The sequence below is a fragment of the Lysobacter sp. A421 genome (assembly GCF_054052145.1).
In genome coordinates, this window is the sequence record NZ_JBSVRL010000001.1 from 129,376 (window position 1) to 148,003 (window position 18,628).

An 18,628-nucleotide genomic window follows, 5' to 3' on the forward strand; every position below is an offset into this window, starting at 1 on the left:
GGCTCAATCACCTTCGGGCGGAACGTAGCCCGCCACTTGCTCGACGTTGCCTTCGAACAGGAACTTCAGCATCTGCTCCTGCAAGAAGGCACGGTGATTGGGGTCCATCGGCGACAGGCGGTTCTCGTTGATCAGCATGGTCTGATGCGCCAGCCATTTGGCCCAGGCCGGCTTGCCGATATGGGCATATACCCGCTTGCCGGCGTCGCCCGGCCAGGGTGCGAAATCGAGTCCTTCGGCGTCGCGTTTTTCGTATTCGCAGTAGACGGTACGGGCCATTACCAGTTCTCCTTGGATCGGGTGCGCGCTCAGTTGGCTTCCAGCAACCGGCGGATGGGCGCGGGGATGCCGAGGCTCCCCAATTGTCCGTTGGCGACCCAGCGCAGATCGGCATTGTCGCCCACCGCGCCGCCCAAGGTAACGCCGCGCCAGCGCCGTGGTTGCAGTGCCAGCCGGTAGTGGCTGAAGGCGTGGGCGATGGTCGGCAGGGTTTCTCCCTGGTCGAACCCGTCGTGATCAAGGTCACCCGCCAGGTGGCGGGCGAACCAGTCGCGTGCGCCCGCCTCGTCGTCGGCCTGCGGCAAGGTCCACAGCGAGGCCCAGATGCCTACCGGCGGGCGTTGCTGCAACAGCACCCGGCCATCGACGTCCTGCAGCCAGAGTACGTGCGCGTGGCGCTGCGGGATGGCCTTGACTGGCTTGCGGGTTGGCAGTTCGCTGCTGCGGCCTTCGATACGCGCAACACAATTGCCCTGCAATGGACATGAGACGCAACGCGGGTTGCTGCGCGTGCACAGGGTCGCGCCAAGGTCCATCTGGGCCTGGGTGTAGTCGCGCAGACGCGAGGTGGGCAGATGTAACTCTGCCAGCGCCCACAGCTGCTTCTCGATTGCCGGCGAGCCGGGCCAGCCAGTCACACCGTGGTAGCGCGCCAGTACCCGTTTGACGTTGCCATCCAGGATCGCGTGCCGGTCGCCCCAGGCTTGCGCCGCGATCGCCGCGGCGGTACTGCGGCCAATGCCGGGCAGGGCGATCAACGCGTCGACATCACGTGGCAAGTCGCCGTCGTGACGTTCCATGCATAGCTTGGCGGCGTTATGCAGGTTGCGGGCGCGGGTGTAGTAACCCAGTCCCGACCACAGTGCGAGGACATCGTCGAGCGGCGCGGCGGCCAGGGCGGGCAGGCTCGGAAGCGCCGCCACGAAACGCTCGAAGTAGGGCGCGGCGGTCTTGACCTGGGTCTGCTGCAGCATGATCTCCGACAGCCATACCCGGTAAGGCGTGCGCGGATGCTGCCAGGGCAGGTCATGGCGCCCGTTGTGATCGAACCAGACGAGCAGGCGTCCGGCAAAGTCGGCTGGCTCCGGTGTCATGGGTCGACGCTGTCTTCGGAATCGCCCGGGTGCTCGTCGTCACCATTGTCGAACCGGATTTCCACCCCGGTCAGGGTTGCGCCGGCAATTTCGATGCGTGGCGTAACCAGGGTGCCGCTGAGTGGCGGCAACGGGGTGCCGGTGTCGAGCTGGTCCAGCCAATCCAGGATTGCAGGCAATTGCAAGCGGCTGTCGAGGCGGGTGTCATCACGTTCCAGTTGCAGGGAGGTGACCCCGGACAGATCGAGCGGGCCGGTGTAGTCGACCTTGAACGGCAGTGGTGAGCCCGACTGGTCCAGTGGCGCTGGCAGCGCCGGCCAACTGTCAGGCCATTCGGCGATTACACCGTCGAGTTGCAATGCCAACGTGTCGCCCCAGGCAAGAGCACCACGGGCGTCGAAGCTCGGTATCGGCCCGCCGCCACGCAGCACGGTGCCCATGGGAATGATGCTGATGTTGCCCGCGCGGTAACGCAGCGGCCCGGCAACGCCATAGGCAAACGCCAGATCCCGGGAGCCGGCAGGGCTGCGATCCAACCAGCGGATGTCGGCGCCCGCCTGGAAGCGGTCAAGCCCGAGGCCATCATCGCCATCGTGCAGTTGTCCCGACAGTTGCAACTGCATCGGCAGGCGCCAGTCGGGCGTGACCACGGTGACAATGCCGGCGGCGCCAAGGCCCGCATCCAGCGTTGGCCGAGTCAGGGCCCACTGCAGGTCGAACGGGGCGATGGTGGTGCCGAAGCGACCCCTGCCGCTGATTCGAGCCGCAAGCGCACTTTCCGGATGCAGCGATGGCGTGTCCAGACCGATCCGGTCGATCGACCAACCGTCGCCAATGATCTCGCCCCGGGTGACCTGGACCCCATCGGTGATGGTCGGGATGCGAAACTCCCCGCCCGGTGGCCGGCTGTCGAGCCAATGCTGCAATGCGGCGAGGTCGACTCGTGGCGCGTCCAGTTCCGCGCGCTGCACGGTGAGGTCTCCACCGGCCGCGCGCAGCGTTGTCCACGGCAGCGACAGGTAGATGCGCTCGGCGGTCAGTAACGGTGTTTCGGCGCCCGGCTGGCGGGCGATGACATCGCGCACCACAAGCCTGGGGGTACCGCGCAGACGGTACTCACTTGCGCCGCTGGAGGTGATCTCCAATCCCAATGCCTGCCCGACCCGTTCCAGAATCAGATCCGCGACCTGGCCGGGGCGGGTGAACCAGCCGAGGGTAAGCGCGAACATCAACAGCAGGAACGCGCCTGCACCCTTGGCGATGATCTTTCGCCACTGGCGGGCTCCTCGCTCGGTCCCGGTTGGCGCTGCTGGGGCGCCCACGCGCAGGCCGCCGGCGCTAGGCGCCGATCGCCTCGGGCAACAACGCGTCGACGAAGGCTTCGGCATCGAACACGCGCAGGTCCTCCGGGCGCTCGCCAATGCCGGCAAAGCGGATCGGGATGCCGAACTCGCGCGCCAATGCAAACACCACGCCGCCCTTGGCCGTGCCGTCCAGCTTGGTCACCACCAGCCCGGTCACCCCGACTGCGGCGTTGAACTGGCGCAACTGCGACAGCGCGTTCTGGCCGGTGGTGCCATCAATCACCATCAGCACTTCGTGTGGCGCATCGTGGTCGAGTTTCTGGATCACCCGCTTGATCTTGCCCAACTCGGCCATCAGGCCTTGCTGTGTATGCAGGCGTCCGGCGGTATCGGCGATCAGGAGCTCGATGTTGCGTGCCTGGGCGGCCTGCAATGCATCGAAGGCAACCGAGGCGGCATCGGCGTTCTGCCCTTGCGCAATTACCGGCACCTGGTTGCGCTCGCCCCAGGCCTGCAATTGGGCCACCGCGGCGGCGCGGAAGGTATCGCCGGCAGCCAGCATCAATGACCGGCCTTCATCCTTGAACCTGCGCGCCAGCTTGCCGATCGTGGTGGTCTTGCCGACGCCGTTGACCCCCACGGTCAGGATCACGAATGGACGGGCGTCGCTGCGGATCGACAATGGCACCGCAACCGGCGCCAGCAATGCGACCAGGTCGGCGCGCAATGCTTGCAGCAAGGCGCGCGAATCGGCGAATTCGCGTGCCTTCATGCGCTTGCGCAGGTCCTCGACCAGGTCGGTGGTCGCCGTTACCCCGACGTCGGCAATGATCAGTGCGGTCTCGATCTCGTCGAGCAGGTTGTCATCAAGTTTCGGGTTGCCATGGAACAGTCCGCCGAAGCTGCGGGCGAACCCGGTGCCCCGCAGGCGCTCGCGCCAGCTCGGTCGGTCGGCAGCGACCGGCTTGTCGACCGATGCGGCAGGATGGATGACCGGTGTCGAGGCGACCTGCTGACTCGGCGCAACGGCAGGCTGCGGCGAGTCCGCAGGCCTGGGCAAGCCAGGTGGCGCCGGGGCCGGCTCGGGTTCCGGAGTTGGAGCGGGAGCGGGAGCTGGTGCCAGAGCTTGCGGCGGAGTTGAGGCCGGAGCCGCCGCTGGAGCCGGAACCGGTACGACAGGAGCCTCGGGTGCCGAAGACTCGTTGCTCGCCGGTGCCGGGCTCGGGAACGCAGCCGCCAGTTCTTCGGTGCTGTAACGACGCTCGGACGGACCGGTCCCTGGCTTTTTTCGGCGGAAGAGGCTGACCATCGACGGTTGGTTTCACGAATGCGCGAGAATAGGCACATGCTAGCACTGGCCTGTCATTGCGAATGATCAAGAAACCCGCTCCAAAGCCCGCCCGTCCCGTGTTCCGTGGCCCCGGCCAGGTCCGGATCATTGCCGGGCGCTGGCGCGGCAGCAAGCTGCCGGTGGGTGCCGCCAGCGGGCTGCGCCCAACATCCGACCGGGTCCGCGAGACCTTGTTCAACTGGTTGATGCCGGCCTTGCCCGGCGCACGGGTTCTGGACCTGTTTGCTGGCAGCGGGGCACTCGGGCTGGAGGCGGTTTCCCGTGGCGCGGCGTCAGCGGTACTGGTCGAGCGCGACCCCCAGCTGGCGGCAAGCTTGCAGGCGACCGCCGAGCGGCTGCCGGGCGGCGAGGTCGCCAAGGTCATCCGGGCGGACGCACTGGTCTGGCTGCCGGCGCAACCGCGCGCCAGCTTCGATATCGCCTTCGTTGACCCGCCATTCGCTTCCGGGCAGTGGGAGCCGGTATTGGCGGGACTGCTGCCGGTGCTGGCCAACGATGCCTGGCTGTATGTCGAGGCACCGCTGGCCGAGCCCATTGTCCTGCCGCACGGGTGGATACTGCACCGCGAGGGCCGTACCCGCGAGGTGCGGTATGCCGTGTATCGGCGTGCCGGCATCACGACTGACCAGCAGGACGCCGGTCTCGGTTGATACACTCCCCTCAACCCCGGAAAACCCGGGTTCCAATCTTCTTGAGCCCGCCATCAAATGACACCGGCCCGCCACCGCATCGCTGTCTACCCGGGAACCTTCGACCCGGTGACCAACGGCCATATCGACCTGGTCGACCGCGCCGCGCCATTGTTTGACCGGCTCATCGTCGGGGTCGCGGAGAGCCCGAGCAAGAGTCCTGCCTTGCCATTGGAGCTTCGGGTCGAGTTGGCGCAACAGGCGCTGGGCCACCACGCCAACGTGGAAGTGTGCGGGTTCGACTCCCTGCTGGCCCATTTCGTGTCCGGTCTGGGGGCAGGAGTACTGCTGCGTGGCTTGCGCGCGGTGTCGGATTTCGAATATGAGTTCCAGATGGCAAGCATGAACCGCCATTTAATACCGGAGGTGGAAACGCTGTTCCTGACTCCGGCCGAGCAATACAGCTTTATTTCATCATCGCTGGTGCGCGAGATTGCCCGCCTCGGGGGCGACGTCTCCGGCTTCGTGCCGCCAGCCGTTGCCAAGGCGCTGCAAACGCAATGGCAACGTAGTGACGCTTGAGCACTTGCCGTACCGACGCCGTTCCAAATCGACGCCGATCAAACCGACGCAGCTTCAAATCGACGTTGTCCAATTGAAACTTGATATTTGACCGAAGGGGAATGCCATGAACACCACCACCCGTCTGATCCTGATTGCTCTGCTTTCGATGCCGCTGCTGGCGGCCTGCGACAAGGCCGACAAGGCCGAAGAAATCGTAGCCGTGGCGAAGGCACCGTTGACTGCGCCGACCACCAATGACGACAACGCTTGGGGCAGCTATCTGTCGCAGGTAGTGACCAGCAACATGGGCGAGGTCACCAACAGCCCGTACCTCTACTATTTGCCCGGCAGCGACAGTGCGGGCTTCGAGGGTGCCCATGAGCGCCTGAAGGAAGAGATCGAGATCGCGATGCAGCGCGGTATCGTGGAAGGCAACCTGGTGGCGTTTGGCTCACCCGAGTCGGCGATGATGGCCGATATCGTGGTCGGCGCTTTCGCCAAGGTCGATCCGGGTTCAATGAACAACGTCAGGCTGCTGTTCATCGGTGAAGCCGTCGATAATGACCGGGTCAAGGCTGCCGTTGAGCCGGCCGGTGTCGAATACGTGTTTGTCGAGGCGAAGTAGTCTTCTTTCGACAGACATCCTTGAAACTGTAATCAACGGATCCTTTCGCGGGCCACGGCGCCGCGTCATGCCATGGCCCTGAAGATCAACGAGATTTGCGTCAATTGCGACGTCTGTGAACCGGCCTGTCCCAACGGGGCGATCACCCAGGGTGAAGACATCTATGTAATCGACCCGGGGCTGTGTACCGAGTGCGTGGGACATTTTGACGAGCCGCAGTGCGTGGTCGTCTGCCCAGTGGAATGTATCGACCCGGACCCGAACTTCCCGGAAACCCATGAGCAGCTGCTGGGCAAATTGCTGAAGCTGCAAACCGGTACCGGGTAAACCCTGCGACGCCAAAGAGGGCGACTTGATGCGCAATACACCACGAACGCTGACGCTGGCTGGCTTGCTGGCCTTCACCACACTCACCGTTGGCCTCACCGGGTGCGCGAGCTCGCCGGAGCAGGCACCAGCGCCCCAAGCCGCCACCAACACCCCTCCCGGGGCGGTGATCGCCAGTGGTCATTCGCTTGCGACCGAGGCTGGGCTGGAGATCATTGCCCAGGGCGGCAACGCGTTCGATGCGGCGGTTGCGGTGTCAGCGACGTTGTCGGTGGTCGAGCCGATCAGCTCCGGGCTCGGCGGCGGTGGTTTCTTCCTGCTCCACGACGCCAGTACCGATCGCGACATATTCCTCGACGCACGCGAGACGGCACCGATCGTGGCGACGCCGGAGGCCTACCTCGACGAGGACGGCGAACTGGATCGCGACCGGGCGACCAACGGCGCTTGGTCGGCCGGTATTCCGGGATTGCCGGCCGCGCTGGTCGTGCTGGCGCAGGACTACGGCGAGCTGCCGCTGGCAACCACGCTGGCGCCGGCGATCCGTGTTGCCCGTGATGGATTCCCGATATACGAGCGGCTGGAGAAGGGCTACGCGCGTCGCAGCGAGGTGATGGAGCGCTACCGTGGAACCCGCGAGGTATTCCTGGCCGATGGCGATCCGCCCAAGGTCGGCGAGATCCTCAAGCAGCCCGACCTGGCCCGCACGCTGGAGTTGCTGGCAGCGCATGGCCATGACGGTTTTTACCGCGGTGAGGTGGCCGACAAGCTGCTCGCCTCGGTGGCGGAAGAGGGTAGTCACTGGACTGCCGCCGAGTTGTCCGGGTACCAGGTGCGCGAGCGCGAACCGATCAGGTTCGATTACCGCGGCTGGCAGGTAGTCACCGCGCCGCCGCCGTCCTCGGGCGGGGTTGCACTGGCGGAAATGCTGCAGATCCTGCAGCCGTGGGACTTGTCCCAGCTCGACCAGACCGAGCGAACCCACTTGCTGGTGGAGGCGATGCGCCGGGCTTACCGGGATCGCACCATTTATCTTGGCGACCCGGATTTCGTGCAGATGCCGATCGCGCTGCTGACCGATCCGGCCTACGCGGCCGGCCTGCGCGCGACCATCCACCCGGACAAGGCGACTCCCAGCGAGCTGCTTTCCGGCCAGCCAGTGTCCTTCGAGGATGACGAGACCACCCATTTCTCGATCATCGATACCGAAGGCAACATCGTCTCGGCAACCCAGACCGTCAACCTGTTGTACGGCTCCGGGTTGATTGCGCCCGGGACCGGCGTGATCCTCAACAACGAGATGGACGATTTCGCGCTCAAGCCCGGCACGCCCAACGCGTTCGGGGTGATGGGTTTTGCCGCCAACGCGGTCGAGCCGGGCAAGCGCATGCTCAGCTCGATGACCCCGACCTTCATCGAGTCGCCAGACAAGCTCGCCGCACTGGGTGCGCCCGGTGGCAGCCGGATCATCACCGAGGTATTGATCGGCATCCTGGGCTATGACGCCGGCCTGGATGCACAACAGGTAGCGGCCGAGCCGCGCATCCACCACCAGTGGCTGCCTGACGTGATTGCTGCTGAGCCGGACGCGCTGGATGCCGGCACCATCAAGGCTCTGCAGGCGATGGGCCACACGGTCAACGCTGGCGAGGGTACCTGGGGCAACCTGCAAACCGTTGCCTGGGACAAACAGACCGACACCCTGGACGGCGGTACCGATCCACGCAATCCGGTCGGCTCGGCCGAGGTACAGCTCGACGAGCATTGATTGCCGAGCCGACGGTTTCCTTGCGCATCCCGATCGCCCATCATGATCGGGATGCAGCCGCGGCTGCGAGCTTGTGGAGTCGACGATGAAACTCTGGTCGCTGATCGGCAACAGCCAGAAACTCGATGGCGGGGCGATGTTCGGCAACGCGCCGCGAGCGATGTGGAGCCAGTGGGCGCCGCCCGATGAGCAAAACCGCATCGACCTGGCCTGTCGCGCGCTGCTGGCCAGCCCGCTGGCGGGCAAGACGGTGTTGTTCGAGGCCGGCATCGGTGCCTTCTTCGAGCCCAGGCTGCGTGAGCGTTATGGGGTGGTCGAGGACCGCCACGTGCTGCTCGACTCGCTGGCCGAAACCGGATTCAAGCCGGCGGACATCGATGTAATCGTGCTGTCGCACCTGCACTTCGACCATGCCGGTGGCCTGCTGGCCCCGTGGGAAGAAGGCCAACCGCCGCGGCTGGTGTTCCCGAATGCGAGTTACGTGGTGGGTCGGGAGCATTGGCAGCGTGCCACCGCGCCGCACGCCCGCGACCGCGCCAGCTTCATCCCCGAACTTCCGGGATTGCTTGAGGCCACCGGTAAGCTTGAGCTGGTCGACGGCGAGTTCTCGCAGACCCTCGGCAAGGCGGTGCGCTTCCATTACAGCGACGGCCACACGCCGGGCCTGATGCTGGCGGAGATCGTCGGGCCGGAAGTCATCGACGGCCAATCCCAGGGCGGAGTGGTGTTCTGCGCCGACCTGGTCCCCGGACGGCCGTGGGTGCATGTGCCGATCACGATGGGTTACGACCGCAATGCCGAGTTGCTGATCGACGAGAAAAAGACCTTCCTGGCCGACAAGATGGCGCGCAACGTGCGCCTGTTCTTTACCCACGATCCCGGTTGCGCGCTGGCCCAGGTGACCCGCAACGAGAAGGGCAGGTTCGGCACCAGCCACGAGGTGGCGGAATTACGGGCGAGGACGCTGGCCGCATGAACTGGCGGCCTGGACTGGCGGCATGGGTACTGGTGACGGTGGCGACACTTGCGCCGTGGCCGGTCGGCGCGCAGGTGCCTGGCCGCACGGCGGCGCCGGCGCAGGCGGTCGTCGCCAAGCCGGTGGGCGAACCGGTGCCCGGCAGCGTGCTCGAAGACACCGAGTTCGGCGTGCGCACCGACCAGTTCGGATTGGACCGGCGGGTTGAGATGTTCCAGTGGTACCGCGACCGCAATGGCGATTATGAGCGAGTCTGGAAACCGGCCTTGGTCGACTCCTCCGCATTCGCGCCGGGCCACCAGAACCCTGGGGAGATTCCACTGCAAGGCCAGCGTTGGTGGGCTACCGATGCCAGTCTGGATGGCAGGCCGCTCGACCTCTCAGTGCTGAAAACACTGGGGCAATGGGAGGATTTTCGGCCGGGTTTCTCACGCTTGCGGGCCAACCTGGCGGCCACCTTCCAACCGGAAGGCGACGGTCTTGGAAGCTCCGACAACCCGCTTGATCCCAAGATCGGCGATTTGCGTATCCATTGGCGGCAATTGCGCCTTCCCGAGTTGTCGGGGCATGTCGAGCTGGAGGATGGCAGGTGGCAGCTGGCGACCAGGCCGGAGTTGGAAACCCAAACCACAGGGCTCTTGCAGGCGGCGGGCCAAGACTCTCTGCAGACCGGAAGTTCTGGCCGGTGGTTCTGGATAGCAGCCGGTGCACTGGCGCTGGCGTTCGTACTCGCTCTGCTGTTGCGCCGCAGACTCAAGCGTTAGCGTGCATACACTGCCCGGCTGCCGGATCATCGACATCGGGATCATCCGCCTGCGGCTTGTCCGCGGTGCCGCGGGCGCGCACGCTGGTTGCTCAGCCGAAGCGGAATGCTGAAATGGTGGTTTGCATGACGGTCTCCGAATAGACCTTGCGCCCCGTCGAGTCATCGCCGGCGCCGGCGGCGACCAGCAGTGGAAGCAGGTGCTCCTCGCCGCCCGGCGGATGGCAGTCGCGTGCGTGTGGAGCGAGCGTCCATTCCTGCAGAAGGGCGTTGCGTTGCGCCGGCGAGCTTTCCGCCGCGGTGGTCAGCCAGGCGTCGAACTCGGCCGAGATCGGGGTGAAACGCGGATCGCCGTAGCCGCGCATGTTGTGGAAGCTCATGCCGCTGCCGATGATCAGCACGCCCTCGTCGCGGAGCGCCGCCAGTGCGCGGCCCGCTTCGATGTGCGCACGCGGGTCCAGGTCGCGGCGCAGCGACAGCTGGATCACCGGGATCTCCGCCGCCGGAAACATCAACTTCAGCGGGATGAACATGCCGTGGTCGAAGCCGCGTTTACCATCCACCCGGATCGCCGCCCCATCCGGGTCAAGCATTTGAGCGACCTGCGCCGCCAGCTCCGGGTTGCCGGGCGCGGGATACGTCAGCTCATAGGTGTGCGGCGGAAAGCCGGAGTAGTCGTAGATCAGCGGCGGCCGGGCGTGGCCGGTGACGCTGAACTGCGGCTCCAGCCAATGCCCGGAGACCAGCACGATGGCCTTCGGCCGGGCCGGAAGCGTATCGGCCACACCCTTGAGGAAGCCCGCCATGCCGGTCCAGGTGTCGCCCGGATTCCAATCCATGAAAAAGCAGGGGCCCGCGCCATGCGGGATGAAAAACACCGGCATCCTTGCGTTATCGCCGGCGCTGGGACGCTTGTCGTTGTTCACCGTGGATACCTTTGCCTGTTTGCTGCATGGCCTCGTGGATCGTTGTCGGTCAGCGGGCCGGGGCCACGCGCCAGATGGTGTTGGCCAGGTCGTCGGCGATGATGAGTGCGCCGCGCGGATCCACGGTCACGCCGACCGGGCGGCCACGGGTCTTGCCGTCTTCGCCACGGAAACCGGTGGCGAAGTCGACCGGCGGGCCCGAGGGGCGACCGTTGCGGAACGGCACGAAGATCACCTTGTAGCCGACAGGGTCCTTGCGGTTCCAGCTGCCGTGCTCACCGACGAACGCGCCGTCCGCGAACTGGGCACCCATCGTGGGCGTGGAGAAATCCAGACCCAGCGCAGCCACATGCGACCCCAGGCTGTAGTCCGGGGTGATGGCGGAGGCCACCTTTTCCGGGTTCTGCGGCCGCACGCGCGGATCAACGTTCTGGCCCCAGTAGCTGTACGGCCAGCCGTAGAACCCGCCTTCGCGGACCGAGGTTAGGTAGTCGGGGACGAGGTTGGGACCGAGCTCGTCGCGCTCGTTCACCACCGCCCACAAGACGTCCGTCCCCGGCTGGATGGCGAGTGCGGTGGGGTTGCGCAGGCCGGTGGCATAGACCTTGTGCGCCCCGGTTTGCGTGTCCACCTGCCACACCTGAGCGCGGTCGACTTCGGCATCCATCCCGCGCTCGGTGATGTTGCTGTTGGAGCCGATGGCCACGTAGAGGAAACGCCCGTCCGGGCTGGCGGTCAGTGCCTTGGTCCAGTGATGGTTGATCGCCGACGGCAGGTCGGTGACCTTGACCGGCGCCCCGCTGGCCGTGGTCTGGCCATCGCGGTAATCGAAGCGCACCAGCGCATCCTGGTTCGCCACGTAAAGCTGGCCGTCGACCAGCGCGAGCCCGTAGGGCGCGTTGAGGTTCTCGGCGAAGACGGTCCGCTCCTTGTAGCTGCCGTCGCCATCGGTGTCGCGCAGCAACGTCAAACGGTTGCCGCTCTTGACCGTGGTGTTGCCCTTGGCCTTGATGCGGCCGGCGATCACGTCCTTCGGCTTCAGGGCTGCCGCGCCGCCGCCCCGGCCTTCGGCCACCAGGATGTCGCCGTTGGGAAGTACCAGGGTCTGGCGCGGGATGTTGAGGTCGGTGGCGATGGCCGCGATCGTGTAGCCCTGAGGCACGGTCGGCAGCTGGTCGCCCCACAGCGCCGGCTTCGCAATGGTCATATTGGGCAACAGCCCGCGTTCCGGGGCAGGGAGGGTCGGATCAGCACCGTACTGGGCCGAGTCCGGGTCGCTGCCGCCGCATGCGCCCAGCAGGGCCGTCATGGCAACGACGGTCAACAGGCGTTTCATGCTGCACCTCCGGTACGAAGGTTGGAGAACCCGAGCCAGGTCGCCGCGCACGCGAGCACGGCAACGATCACCGACAGGATGAGGCTGGTCGGCATGATCGCGAACGCATCCTTGGCGTGGATCAGGGAGTCGATGAAGCCCACCACCCAGGTCGCCAGCAGAAGCAGGACGTAGACGAGCGGGCGCCCGCCGCGACGATCGCCACGGAGCAGGTCGATGACGGCCCACAACAGCGCGAAGCCGGCGAAGACCAGCGCACCGGCGAGCAGCCAGGACGCGAAGTTGCTCCACTGGATCTGGTAGCTGCGGGCATACGTGATGTCGCTCAGCAGGGCGCCCAGGAACAGCGGGACGGCCCCGGCAAGCAGGAACGCATGAAAGGGGTGAAGCACCCTTTGCGGCACTCGGTCGACAGTGACAGCCATGGCGGTTACTCCCTTTGATGGTTGAAATGAGGCTCCCGACACTGTAGCAGTGCGGCCCGTGGAAGGCGTTGGCGGAACAGGGTGCTCAGGCCGTCAACCGTGCCTGAGCGAGGCCTCCAACGCGGCCTGTTTGGGTGTCCGTGGCGGCACGATCGCCGGAGTCGCCGGCATTGGCTGCACGGCGACGGATGTAACAGCCCTTGCACAACTGAGCGCTATCGTCGGGCACTTCGCATATGCGCTGCGCCAGCAACGTCGTGTGCACATCGTTTTCCGATGCACTCTTTTCAGCCGCGTCCGTCAATGCACACCGACAACAACAGCATCGCAGTCTGGGTCGCGGAGGAAATCCTTCCGCACGAACCCGTGGTTCGCAGCTGGCTCATCCGCCATTGGCGCAGGGCGATCGACGTCGACGACGTGATCCAGGAGGCCTACTGCCGGATATCCGAACTCGACTCCGTTGCGCACATCCGCGCCGGTCGGTCCTACTTCTTCACCACGGCCCGGGCGGTGGCAATCGACATGACCCGCTCGGCCGGATATAAAAACACGCGTGCGATGACGGAAATCGAGTGGCTGGACGTCATAGATGATGGCCCAACGCCGGACCGGGCCGCCGAGGCAAGCCAGGAGCTGGAGCGGGCGACGAAACTGCTGTCGCAACTATCCTGGACCTGCCGGCAGGTGATAGAGCTGCGTCGGGTACACGGATTGTCGCAGGCGGAAACAGCACGCCGGCTGGGAGTCAGTGAGAACGTCGTCGAAAACCATATCGTGCGTGGAATCAGGCGCCTCCTGAAAGCAGTATCGGAACTGGATACGCACGAGCAAGGCGAAGGTGAACAGAGTTGCAGCACCCCCATTCGAACAACCAGACAGAGGACGCAGCGGCGCAATGGGCAGCACGGCTGAGCAATGGACGGATGACGGACCGTTGTCGCGCCGATCTGGAGGCGTGGCTGCAGGCCAACCGCCGTCATCGGGGCGCCCTGTTGCGCGCCCGGGCGGCACTTCACGTGATCGAAACCGCCGTGGCACGCGGCCCGTCGGTGCTCGAGTCGGATAACGACAACGACTATGGACCGAAACAGGCGCCGACCGCCCGGCGTCGCCGGTTCGCCCTTGCGGCGATCGCTGTATGCCTGCTCGCGACGATCGCCGTCGCGCCGGGAAGGCTCTGGCCGACCAAGTCGTCTCCGACCGCCTCCCATCAGGACATCGACCTGGCGGACGGAAGCATTGTCACCCTCGTCGGCGGTGCGAGGGTCGCCGTGGAGATGACGGACAGCGCCCGCACCGTGACCCTGCAAAGCCATAAAGCCGTCTTCAATGTGGTCAAGGATCCGAAACGCCCGTTCCAGGTCCGCTCCGGCGAGGTGTTCGCCCAGGCGGTGGGTACGGTGTACTCGGTCGCCAGGGTTGGCGTCTCGGGTGCGGCGGTCAAGGTGTCCGACGGCAGCGTACTGGTCTGGACGGACGGCCAGGCTGACCGGGCGATCATCCTCAACGCTGGCGACCAGGTGACGCTGGACCCCGACGCGGCCATGCCACAGGCGTTGAACCCCGGGCAGATATCACTGGACAACGAATCGATCCTGGCCGCGGCGAAGCGCTTCAACCGCGTCAATCGCACCCAGATCGTCGTGCGGGACCCGGCCATCGGCGACGTCAGGGTCGTCGGTCTGTTCAAGGCGAATGAACCTGAACACTTCGCCCAGGCCGCGGCCGCCATTGCAGGCGCGAAAGTGGGCCATGGGGATGGAATCATCATTCTCGAGGCGCAACGCGCCCCGTAACTGCCGGCCATCAACCCGGGTGAATGGCGTCGGGACGCACCGATGTCATCGACGGATCAAGCGAAGCTCCAAAACAAGCCGGTGAAGCAGTTGCTGCCGCCGGCATTGTCCCGATTACTGGCCCTGTCGCTCCACGAACTTGATCGCGCCTTCCGGGTGGTTGGTGAAGAGGACATCCACGCCGAGGTCAAGGTACCTGCGCCAGGCCTCCGGTGTGTCGACGACTTCCGAATAGACCTGCACGCCCGCGTCCTGCAACGCCCGCACGTCTTCCTTGCCGACTATGGAATCGCGCAGCAGGATGCAGGTTGCATGGTGCTGCTGCAGCGTTGTCAGGAAATCGCGATGGCCCCAGTTGTGCGCACCCAGCAGGCAGGTGCGGATGCGTGGATTGATGGTGTGCAGGGCGTCGATGGTGCGGTAATCGGAGGACTGCAGGATGAGCCTGTCCTGCAATCCGTGAGCGCGGACCACCGCATCCACCAGGGTCGCGAACGTCACCGGATCGACATCGGCAATGCCCGGCGTGGGCTTGGGCATCTTGGTCTCGGCGTAGAAGACGACGTCCTTGCTCCGGAAGCGTCCCAGCAGTTCATCCACCGTGGGGATACGCGCACCCGGAACCGCCACATGGCCTTCCACGGCATAGATGTCGCGCACCTTCGTGCCGCAGTCGAACTGCTGGGTCTGCTGGAGGGTCAGGCCACGTACCGGCCCGGCCACCATGTCGGAGCTCGGGTCGGGAATGCAGATGTCGGGGTTGATGGTGGCGTCGTGATGCACGATCAGCTCGTCGTCGCTGGTCATCACCATGTCGAACTCCAGCACATCCACGCCCAGCTCGATGGCGTGGTCGAACGCGCTGATGGTGTTCTCGGGGCGATGCATCGCCCCGCCCCGGTGTGCGGCGATGGACGGCTGGCTGGCTGTCTCCGGGGCGACCGTTTCTGCCCAGACCGTATTGGGCATGGCGCAGGCCGACAGCGCCACGGCCAGGCTCGCGGATAGCACACACATGTTTGTACGCTTCATTTTTCTACTCCTCGACGGTTCGCATATTCGGTTTGCAACAGGTTCACCAGTTCCTGCCATGCGCGGTCAGCGCGCTTGCAAGCGGGCTGTTTGCAATCATGTTCATGTGCGTCTCCTGATCTGAAGTGTTGCTTCACAGGCCATGCCGCCGTGGCGTGGCGTCGTCGTCCCAACGGATCGACCTCAGAAGCTGAGCTTTGCGTTGACGTAGAAGTAGCGGCCGTAGACGTCGTAAACACCACCGCCACCCTCGTAGGTGCGCGGCCGATACGGCGACTGGGCGTCGAACAGGTTGTTGACGCCCACGCGGAAGGTGGCGTGCTCGTTTATGTGCCAACCGACGGTCAGGTCGTTGTAGAGCCGCGCCGGAAGCCTGTTTCCGTCGTAGGCTTCGACAGACACGTTGGTGTAGTTGAGCGCCTTGCCCCAGTAACGGTTGTTCAGGCCGATTTCCCAGTCACCGATGTCGTAGTTCATCGACAGGTTGCCGCGCAAGTCCGGGTTCTGGTAGCCGCCGTCGTAGATGATCCGGCTGGTGTCCACCCCCGGCAGGGTGGTGGTCTCGTACTTGAGCAGGTAGCTGGCGCGCAGGCCCAGGCTCAGCCGGCCCGGGCCAAGGTCGAAGCGGTAGTTCGCCCCAAGGTCGATGCCCTTGGCCTCGGACTCGGACACGTTCATGTAGCTGGTATCGACGCCTTCGGCGTAGCCGCGCGAATCACGGGTGATGCGATCGCAGAACTCGTTGTCGCTGCTGGGCAGGTCCATGCACAGATTCAGGATGTTCTGCCGCGAGATCGCGGTGATCATGTTGTCGAGCTTGATGTTCCAGTAGTCCAGGGTCAGGTCCAGGCCGCGCACGAACTGCGGCTGCCAGACCAGGCCCGCGCTGACGCTGTCGGAGATCTCCGGGGTGACGTCCTGGCTGCCGCCGGTGATGACGTGGCCGGTTCCGATCTCGCTGGGCAGGTAGGGCGTGTCAACGCCCAGTTGCTGCATCAGCGCCGCGCAGTTGGCCATGCGGGTCGGGTTGGCCTGGTAGCTGGTTTCCAGGCATGCATCGCGCACGCCGATCTCCTGCACGGCGCGGGCGGAGTACAACTCGCCGAAGTTCGGAACGCGCACGCTCCTGGATTTGGTGGCGCGTAAGGTCAGGCTCTCGATCGGTGCCCAGCTCGTTCCCAGCTTCCAGGTGTTGGTGGAATCGAAGTCGCTATAGTCCGAATAGCGGTACGCACCTTCCACGGTCAGGCGGTGCGCGAAGGGCAGATCCTTCAACACGGGGACCACCAGTTCGGCGTAGATTTCGGACACGTCGTTGGAAGCTGCAAGTTCCGGCTCGTAGGGTGCCCAGGTGCCCAGGTGCGACAGTTCATTGGCCGGCGCCGCGGCGCCATTGTCGTCGACGTTGTGGATGGATTCCTTGCGGTGCTCAATGCCGAGCACTGCCTGCACCTCACCGGCCGGGAGGGAGAACAGCTCGCCGGCCAGGCTGCCGCCGAAGATCGTCTGCCTCTGTTCGCGATGCTTGCGGCGCGTGGCCATCATCCAGTCGCGTAGTTCCGGGCTGAGCTCTTCAGTGCTGAAGACGTCGAGCGGCACGCAGCCGAGCGCGCGGGCGGCTTCATCGCGGCACACCGGAATGCCGTTTTCATCGGCGATCACGTCGCGGGCGGTGAGCAGGCGTGAGGCCATCGGTACGTTGTTCGCGTGGATGTCATTGGTGCTGCGGCCATGCTGCCAGAACGCTTCCCACTGGAATCCAGCGGCAATCTCGCCGTCCAACGAGCTGCCGATGTTGAAGGTCTGGCGGTCGCTGTGATCGGTCATCTGGCCGAAATTTTCATAACTGCGTTGCACGACCGTTGATTCCAGGCCATTGGCCAGCATGACGTCGCGAAAGGAGTCGGGCAGGAACGGGTTGTCCAGGTAGGCAACCGCGCCACCGGCACCGTTGAGCCAGGTCAGGCGGTCGTCGTCGCGGTACGGGCGGCGGTAGGAATCGTACTTGGAGCGGCCGTAGTCGAAGTTCATGCCGAAGTTCAGCCGGTCGGTCAACTGATAGTCGAAACGGCCCATGAGGGACGCGTTCTCGATCGGCGCGATCAGGAAGTCGCTCCAGTGCTGGCTCTGCGGCATTCCGCCATCGCCTCCATCGCGCGAAGTGCCGCAACCGGAATGGCAGGTGTCGTAGGCGCCCACGTAGGCCGAGCCGTCCGGGTTCAACAGATACGTGTCCCCGCCCGCGTAGATGGTCGGTGCCGGCTGCAGGTACATGTTGGTGGTGTTGTAACGGATGATGCGGTCGGCAATGCCATCGTTGGGTCCGGTGTTTTCCGGGTTGACCTGATAGCTGAGGTTCGTGCCCTTCGAATAACGGTCGTAGTAGTGGATGGGGTCGTTCTTCGCCCAGGTGCCGCCGAACATCATGGAGCCGCGACCGTCGGCGAAACTGGTGCCGGCCACGACCGAGAACTGGGTCTTGTCGCCACCGCCGTCCTGGGTGGTGCCGGTGGTTGCCGAGAACTCCAGCCCTTCGAAATCTTTCCGGGTGATGATGTTGGCTGCACCGGTCACGGCATCTGCGCCATAGACCGCGGCCGCGCCGCCGGTGATGATCTCGATGCGCTCGACCATCGCGGCGGGGATCATGTTGATGTCGACAGCCGACGAGGACTGGCCGCTGGACACGCGACGACGCCCGTCGACCAGCGTCAGCGAGCGGGCGACGCCCATGTTGCGCAGTTCGATGGTCGCGATGCCGCCGTCGTACTGGCCTTCGGGTGAGCTGTTGTAGGGGCCGTTGCCGGGGCCGACCGCGACGTCCTGCAGCACGGTTTCGTACAGAGTGGTCTTGCCCTGGCTCATGGCGCGGTCCATGTCGATCACGCCGATGGGCATCGACGATTCCAGTTCCGGGCGCGCGATGCGCGAGCCGGTGACCACCACGTTGGAGAGCGTTGAAATATCCTCCCCGGACGCCTCGGTGGCGCTTGGTGTCGCCGGGGGTTCCGGGCCCAGGACCGCGACGTTGTTGTCGAACGAGCGAACCGTCAGTCCCGTTCCGGCGATCAGCCGGTCGAGTGCGGCGCGCGGTGGCAGCGTTCCCGACACGCCATTGACGATGCGGTTTTGAGCGTCGTCGCCGGAGACGATGACCTGGATGCCAGCCTGCTGCGCGAACTCGCGGATCCCGCTCGACGCATCCTGTTGTTGAACGTTGAATTCATGCACCTGGTCTTGTGCATGCAGGGGGGCTGAAAGAGAGATCGCAACCATGGCGGCGGCGATCGAGATGGCCAAGCGGGAGGAGGTTGAGCGCACTGCGGGATTCCTGTTGGGAGGATGTACCCCATTGATGACGGTGCACTTGGCGGTTTCCTTCACGTTGGCAGATTAAATTTTTGTGACAGACGAGGCGACCAATGCCCGC

At 65.1% G+C, this 18,628-nt stretch carries 18 protein-coding genes; 9 read left to right on the forward strand and 9 right to left on the reverse strand.

What is annotated here, in order from left to right; translation table 11 throughout:
- Nucleotides 1–3 precede the first annotated feature (3 nt).
- The 4 genes from ACW7G6_RS00650 to ftsY are packed head-to-tail and all read right to left on the reverse strand — an operon-like array spanning nt 4 to nt 3,986.
- Nucleotides 4–279, reverse strand: coding sequence for an oxidative damage protection protein (locus tag ACW7G6_RS00650; protein WP_456978965.1), 276 nt, complete (start codon nt 277–279; stop codon nt 4–6).
- Between the two features lie 29 nt (nt 280–308).
- Complete coding sequence (gene mutY, locus ACW7G6_RS00655; RefSeq protein ID WP_456997346.1) at nt 309–1,373, reverse strand: A/G-specific adenine glycosylase; 1,065 nt, start codon at nt 1,371–1,373, stop codon at nt 309–311.
- Complete coding sequence (locus tag ACW7G6_RS00660) at nt 1,370–2,695, reverse strand: hypothetical protein (RefSeq protein WP_456997347.1); 1,326 nt, start codon at nt 2,693–2,695, stop codon at nt 1,370–1,372. Before ACW7G6_RS00660 ends, mutY begins: the two co-directional genes overlap by 4 nt.
- 16 nt (nt 2,696–2,711) lie before the next feature.
- The gene (gene ftsY / locus ACW7G6_RS00665) at nt 2,712–3,986 is read right to left on the reverse strand and encodes a signal recognition particle-docking protein FtsY (protein WP_456997348.1); all 1,275 of its coding nucleotides are present in this window, start codon (nt 3,984–3,986) and stop codon (nt 2,712–2,714) included.
- A gap of 62 nt (nt 3,987–4,048) precedes the next feature.
- Between ftsY and rsmD the strand changes: the two genes are divergently transcribed.
- The 7 genes from rsmD to ACW7G6_RS00700 all read left to right on the forward strand — a co-directional run bounded on the left by rsmD (nt 4,049) and on the right by ACW7G6_RS00700 (nt 9,681).
- Nucleotides 4,049–4,678 (forward strand): 16S rRNA (guanine(966)-N(2))-methyltransferase RsmD, encoded by a 630-nt coding sequence (gene rsmD / locus ACW7G6_RS00670; RefSeq protein WP_456978969.1) that lies wholly within the window; start codon nt 4,049–4,051, stop codon nt 4,676–4,678.
- A 57-nt stretch (nt 4,679–4,735) separates the two neighbouring features.
- Entirely contained in the window at nt 4,736–5,239 is a 504-nt protein-coding gene (gene coaD, locus ACW7G6_RS00675) for a pantetheine-phosphate adenylyltransferase (RefSeq protein ID WP_456978970.1), read from the forward strand.
- A 106-nt stretch (nt 5,240–5,345) separates the two neighbouring features.
- A complete protein-coding gene (locus ACW7G6_RS00680) occupies nt 5,346–5,846 on the forward strand; it encodes a hypothetical protein (protein ID WP_456978971.1) in 501 nt (166 codons plus the stop codon).
- Nucleotides 5,847–5,918: 72 nt separating this feature from the next.
- On the forward strand, nt 5,919–6,173 hold the full coding sequence (locus ACW7G6_RS00685; protein ID WP_456978972.1) for a YfhL family 4Fe-4S dicluster ferredoxin: 255 nt from the start codon (nt 5,919–5,921) through the stop codon (nt 6,171–6,173).
- Between the two features lie 28 nt (nt 6,174–6,201).
- On the forward strand, nt 6,202–7,941 hold the full coding sequence (gene ggt, locus ACW7G6_RS00690; RefSeq protein ID WP_456997349.1) for a gamma-glutamyltransferase: 1,740 nt from the start codon (nt 6,202–6,204) through the stop codon (nt 7,939–7,941).
- A gap of 85 nt (nt 7,942–8,026) precedes the next feature.
- Nucleotides 8,027–8,917, forward strand: coding sequence for an MBL fold metallo-hydrolase (locus tag ACW7G6_RS00695; RefSeq protein WP_456997350.1), 891 nt, complete (start codon nt 8,027–8,029; stop codon nt 8,915–8,917).
- On the forward strand, nt 8,914–9,681 hold the full coding sequence (locus ACW7G6_RS00700; RefSeq protein WP_456997351.1) for a TMEM43 family protein: 768 nt from the start codon (nt 8,914–8,916) through the stop codon (nt 9,679–9,681). The genes ACW7G6_RS00695 and ACW7G6_RS00700 overlap by 4 nt, the downstream gene beginning before the upstream one ends.
- 91 nt (nt 9,682–9,772) lie before the next feature.
- Here ACW7G6_RS00700 and ACW7G6_RS00705 read toward each other — a convergent pair whose 3' ends face one another.
- Genes ACW7G6_RS00705 through ACW7G6_RS00715 form a run of 3 tightly spaced genes read right to left on the reverse strand, consistent with a single transcriptional unit; the run spans nt 9,773 to nt 12,367 of the window.
- A complete protein-coding gene (locus ACW7G6_RS00705) occupies nt 9,773–10,606 on the reverse strand; it encodes a DODA-type extradiol aromatic ring-opening family dioxygenase (RefSeq protein WP_456997352.1) in 834 nt (277 codons plus the stop codon).
- Nucleotides 10,607–10,655: 49 nt separating this feature from the next.
- Nucleotides 10,656–11,942, reverse strand: a complete 1,287-nt coding sequence (locus ACW7G6_RS00710; protein ID WP_456978977.1) for a PQQ-dependent sugar dehydrogenase — start codon at nt 11,940–11,942, stop codon at nt 10,656–10,658.
- Nucleotides 11,939–12,367: a DUF2231 domain-containing protein gene (locus tag ACW7G6_RS00715; RefSeq protein WP_456978978.1), complete on the reverse strand. Its 429-nt coding sequence runs from the start codon at nt 12,365–12,367 to the stop codon at nt 11,939–11,941. The genes ACW7G6_RS00710 and ACW7G6_RS00715 overlap by 4 nt, the downstream gene beginning before the upstream one ends.
- Nucleotides 12,368–12,670: 303 nt before the next feature.
- Here ACW7G6_RS00715 and ACW7G6_RS00720 point away from each other — a divergent pair, with 303 nt between their 5' ends.
- Nucleotides 12,671–13,282 (forward strand): RNA polymerase sigma factor, encoded by a 612-nt coding sequence (locus ACW7G6_RS00720; RefSeq protein ID WP_456978979.1) that lies wholly within the window; start codon nt 12,671–12,673, stop codon nt 13,280–13,282.
- Between the two features lie 104 nt (nt 13,283–13,386).
- Nucleotides 13,387–14,166 carry a FecR family protein gene (locus ACW7G6_RS00725; RefSeq protein ID WP_456997702.1) on the forward strand — a complete coding sequence of 260 codons (780 nt, stop codon included), beginning with the start codon at nt 13,387–13,389 and terminating at the stop codon, nt 14,164–14,166.
- A 114-nt stretch (nt 14,167–14,280) separates the two neighbouring features.
- Here the strand turns inward: ACW7G6_RS00725 and ACW7G6_RS00730 are convergent, their stop codons facing one another.
- Nucleotides 14,281–15,198, reverse strand: a complete 918-nt coding sequence (locus tag ACW7G6_RS00730; protein WP_456978980.1) for a glycerophosphodiester phosphodiesterase — start codon at nt 15,196–15,198, stop codon at nt 14,281–14,283.
- Nucleotides 15,199–15,381: 183 nt separating this feature from the next.
- On the reverse strand, nt 15,382–18,519 hold the full coding sequence (locus ACW7G6_RS00735; RefSeq protein WP_456978981.1) for a TonB-dependent receptor: 3,138 nt from the start codon (nt 18,517–18,519) through the stop codon (nt 15,382–15,384).
- Nucleotides 18,520–18,628 lie beyond the last annotated feature (109 nt).